Consider the following 4517-nt stretch of genomic DNA (forward strand, 5'->3'; position numbering starts at 1 on the left):
CGGGGTGGCCGTCACGGCAGCGGCCGTGGCCGCGGCGATGGCGCTGGGGTCGCCCAACAGTTCCACGTAGGCCGACGACACCCAGCCCCGCCCGCGCCCCGGCACGCGCACCTGGAGCCACTCGCCCGTCAGGCTCATGGCAACCACTTCCATCTGCGCCCCCGACCGCCGCGTCACCATCACCGCATACTCCGCCCCCGGCCCCTGCCGCACGTTCGCCCCGCGCGTGCTGACCTGGGCGTAGAGCGACCCCACGGTCGGCGTGGCCTGGAGGTCGGGCGGTTTGCCGTCTGCCGGTGGATCGAGCGCCACCACGACCACCGGCAACTCCGCCGGCTCTACCGCCTCACTCGTCGCCGTCGCGTCGCTGGCCGTCACCGGTTCGTCGCTCGTCGCGGGTTGCACGTCACTCGCCGCTCGTCGCTCGTCATTCGTCGCTCGACACCGCGCCAACTCCGTCTCGGCCGCGGCCCGCAGCCCGGCCGGCGCGTCATCGGCATCGAGCACGGCGCGGAACGACGGCGCGGCCGTATCGCAGCGGCCCATGTTGACGTAGCTATAGCCGCGAGCCAGCCAGACGGTCACCGGCCGCTGACCCGCCGCCTCGCTCAGGGCGACGGCCTCGTCAAAGTGGGCCACCGCCGCCGCGTAGTCGCCCCGGTAGTAGTCGAGCAGCCCGTAGCCATAGGCGACGTTGGGCAGCGGTTGGTCGTGGTGCAGGGCGGCCCGGTCGAGATACGCCTCGGCCGCGTCCCAATCGCGCCGTAAATAGGACAGCCCGGCCAGATTGATGAGCAGGCGGACGGAGTGGGGGCTGAGCGATTCGGCGCGGGCGTAGTCGGCCGCCGCCGCGTCCAGGTCGCCCAGGGCGACGTGGCTCTTGCCGCGCTCGGTCAGCAGCACGGCCAGCGTCTCGCCCAGTTCGACCGCGTCCGGCCCGGTTTCCACCAGGTCGATCGCCTCGCTGAAGCGCGCCGCTGCCCGCGCGGGGTCGCCCGCCCCGGCGTGCACCAGCCCCACCAGGAAGCGGGCCAGCACCGCCGCCCGGCCCGACAGCCGGTACGATGGCTCCAGCCCCGGCCCGGACAGCAGGGCGGCGAACGACCCGGCCAGATCGGCCGAGGCCGGCGGCGCGCCGACAACGGTCAGCTCGCCATACAGCCCCTCGTCGCTCTCCGGCAGCCAGCCCCAGACGACCAGGTCGGCCCCGGCGCGCTCGCCGGCGGCCTGGGCGGCGTCGGCGTCGCAGACGCGGCCGACCCTGGTCAGGGCGACGCGCGACCCCAGGCCGGCGGCGGCGATCTCGCGCTCCAGCGCGCCGTAGACCAGGGCGCTGGCCTCGCGCCCGCGCGGGCCGCGGCGGCAGTCGGCCGTCTCGGCGAACTCGGCCACGGCCACGCCTACCGCCTCGGCCGGGATGGGCGCGCTATCGGCCCACAGCCGGTCGACCCGCCAGTTCCACCACAGCCCGGCGACCAGCAGCGCGAGCAGGACGAGGGAGAGGAGGAGAAGAGGCTCACGCAAAGAACGCAAAGAGGACCAAGGACGCCAAGTAAATTCTCTGCGTTCTTTTCTTCCTTTGCGTTCTTTGCGTGAGCTCTTCCTGACCGCATCGCTCAACTCGGCGGCGCGGCCGGCGCGGGCCATCGTCAGCACCAGTTCGCGGGCGCGGGCGCTTTTGCCTTCGCCGGGCAGGCTGTCGAAGTCCACGCCCAGCCGGAAGCAGAGGGTGCGCAGGCCGTCGAGGTCGAGGCGGCGGGTGAGAGCGGCGTGCAGGTCGTTGAGCCCCGCCGGGGGATAGGCCAGTTCGGCCCAGGGGACGGCCGGACGGCGGGCGGCCAGCGCGGCCATCAGGTCGGCCGCGCGGCCCGCCGCGCCGGCCGCGCCGAGGAGGGCCGCGGCCCGCCGCTCGACGGATGGGTCGGGCGGCTCGGGCAGTTCGACGCCGAGTTCGACGGCCAGCGCCGCCAGTTCCTCCGCGTCGAAGTGATCAGCAATCGCTTTGTTCAGTTCCATGGTCGTCCGTCCTGACAGGCGCTACCCTGCCTGTCGTCGGGCGACTGACTTCCCTGGAAGAGTAAGAATCCGCAGTTTTCGCAGATTACGCAGATTATTAAGAAGGGCATCTGTGTCATCTGCTTAGTCGGTGGATAATTCTTCCATCATGAGTATAGGGGAAAAGCATTACACCGCGCCTTACGCCTGGGGGGCGGGAGGGCTACGGGTGGGCTACGATAGGAGAGCGGGGGGGTGCAGGGGAGCGCCTCACCATGCGATGACCTGCCACTTGCTACCCGCCACCCGTCTGCTATTGACCACTGACCCACTGAATACTGCTTACTGCTTACTGCTTACTTCTCACTGCCCTCCTCCGCTTGACATTCCCCACCCGGTGAGTAACATGGAACTAGGGAACAACGGTCGACCGTTTTGAGTCGCCGTTGGGGAGCACACCATGATCCGCTGGCGCGCGCCGCTCGCTATCTTTGTCTCGTTGATCGCCGTGCTGGCGCTCGCGCCGGCCGCGGCGCGGTCGTCGCGGGGGGCCGAAGCCCGGTACGTCAGCTATTTGCCGGCGATGCGCACGGCGCGGCCGACCTGGGTCACGGGTCTCAGGCTATTTGATCCGGCCTACGGTAGTTCCCTCACGGGCATCACGCAGGCGGCCAACGGAGAGCTGGTTGCGGTCGGTTCAATCCGGCTGCAGGGCGATTTGGAATCGCGCAGCATCGTGACCCACCTGACGGCCGACGGCAACCTGATCGCCATGCGGCAATTATCCTCTGTAGACGGCAACCTGACGGACGTTATCGCCACCGGCGACGGCGGTCTCCTGATGATCGGCACGACCGGCCATTACGATAACATTTGGGTGGTTAAGCTAAACGCCGCCGGCGCCATTGCCTGGCAGTTTCAGATTGGCAGGGGTGGCTGGCAACGGGATATCGCGCGCGCGGTCGCGGAAACGCCCGGCGGCTACGTTGTCCTCGGCTACACGGAATCCGGTGAAACGACTCAGAACGACAACCTGTGGCTGTCATGGTTGAGCAAGGACGGCGCGCTCGTCTCGCAGAAGGCGTACGACTACGGCATCACCGACCACCCAATCGGCATGACGGTCACGTCCGATGGCGGGCTACTGGTGGCCGCGGCCAATTCGGCCGATAGCGATCCGGAGCGGCATCAATCGAACTGGGTGATGCGGCTGGACGCCAGCGGGCAACTGCTCTGGGCCAAGACGTATCGCGGCAACCTGTTCTGGGCGGCCACGCCGGCTCCCGAAGATGGGCTGGTCGTGCTGGCCGCGATCCGCGAGACCAACCCCGATTGGTGGGTGGCCCGTCTGGATGCCGACGGCGACATTCTCTGGCAGAAGCTATTCGATGGCGAATGGACTTATCTCCCATCGGCGCTGGCGACAACGGCCGATGGCTTTTTCGTCGGCGGCTCAGTGATCGTGTGGCCTTATATCATCGACAAATGGCAGAACCGCATGTGGCTGATGCTCCTGACCGCCGATGGGAGTATCATCCGGCAGCGCACCTACGTGGATCACGCCGCGATGGACATCCAGGCTGTGTACCCTCTTTCGGACGGTTACTTTCTGCGCGGGACGGCATATGGCGAGAGTGTCTATCACCGGCTGATGAAAACCGACCTCATGGGCGACATCGCGGGCTGCGGTCTGGTGGGCGGGAGCGAGCTTGTCGCCACGGATACGGCGATTGCGCCCGAACCCGCGACCGTGGCCGTGACCGATACCCAGGCCATCCCTCAGGCCACTCAGGCGGTTCTGGCCGACATCGACCTTGAGCCAACGGCTGTGACCCTCTGCCCCGCCGCGCCGGCCCTCTGCCGTGCAACCAACGACGAGTAGGGCTGAAGATCGCACGCAAAGACGCAAAGAACGCAAAGCGAAGAAAGGATTCTTTGCTTTGCGTTCTTTGCGTCTTTGCGTGCGATCTTTTCGTTCTCATCCTCTCTTCAGATATAGACTTCCCTCCGGCGCGTATACTATACGGGCCGGTAATCGGCCGGCGGCGGCTCTCCCCCAATTCAGCAGACGGAGGTATACCATGCCGCGAAAACGGTTACTGACGTCGCTCCCGGTCGCGGCCCTGGCGGCCGTGCTGGCGCTGGCCGGGGCGCTGGCGGTCGCCGCCGCGCCCTCCCGCGCCCCGGCGGTCATCACGCAGACCGTCACCCTGGCCCCGCTGAAGGATAACACCCTCTACGAAAGCGCCACGGGCGCGCTCAGCAACGGCGCGGGCCAATACCTGTTCGCCGGCCAGACGGCCAACGACCTGACCCGCCGGGCGGCGCTGGCCTTCGATCTGAGCGGCCTACCCGCCGGCGCGACAGTGACGGCGGCCACCCTGACGCTGAGTATGTCGAAGACCATCGCCGGCGAGACGCCCGTGACGCTCCACGCGCTACAGAAGGCGTGGGGCGAGGGGGCGTCGGACGCGCTGGGCGAGGAGGGGGCGGGCGCGGCGGCGCTGACGGGCGACGCGACG

3 protein-coding genes are annotated in these 4517 nt (G+C 68.3%); 2 read left to right on the forward strand and 1 reads right to left on the reverse strand.

Going from position 1 to position 4517, the window contains the following annotated elements:
• The coding region (locus tag ACE3UY_RS11750) for a tetratricopeptide repeat protein (RefSeq protein ID WP_374687713.1) at positions 1–2016 on the reverse strand (2016 nt) is incomplete at its 3' end.
• A 439-nt stretch (positions 2017–2455) separates the two neighbouring features.
• On the opposite strand from ACE3UY_RS11750, the gene ACE3UY_RS11755 reads away from it, so the two are divergent.
• Both ACE3UY_RS11755 and ACE3UY_RS11760 read left to right on the forward strand, forming a co-directional pair.
• Positions 2456–3877: a hypothetical protein gene (locus ACE3UY_RS11755; RefSeq protein WP_374687714.1), complete on the forward strand. Its 1422-nt coding sequence runs from the start codon at positions 2456–2458 to the stop codon at positions 3875–3877.
• Between the two features lie 199 nt (positions 3878–4076).
• Positions 4077–4517: DNRLRE domain-containing protein (locus ACE3UY_RS11760; RefSeq protein ID WP_374687715.1), on the forward strand; the 441-nt coding region annotated here is incomplete at its 3' end.

Origin of the sequence: Promineifilum sp. (SeqCode) (genome assembly GCF_041918635.1) — a bacterium.
Classification (GTDB): Bacteria; Chloroflexota; Anaerolineae; order Promineifilales; family Promineifilaceae; genus Promineifilum.

Excerpts from the sequence above, each read along its gene's own strand:
- ACE3UY_RS11755 (WP_374687714.1), top strand. The coding sequence starts at position 2,456 with ATGATCCGCTGGCGCGCGCCGCTCGCTATCTTTGTCTCGTTGATCGCC.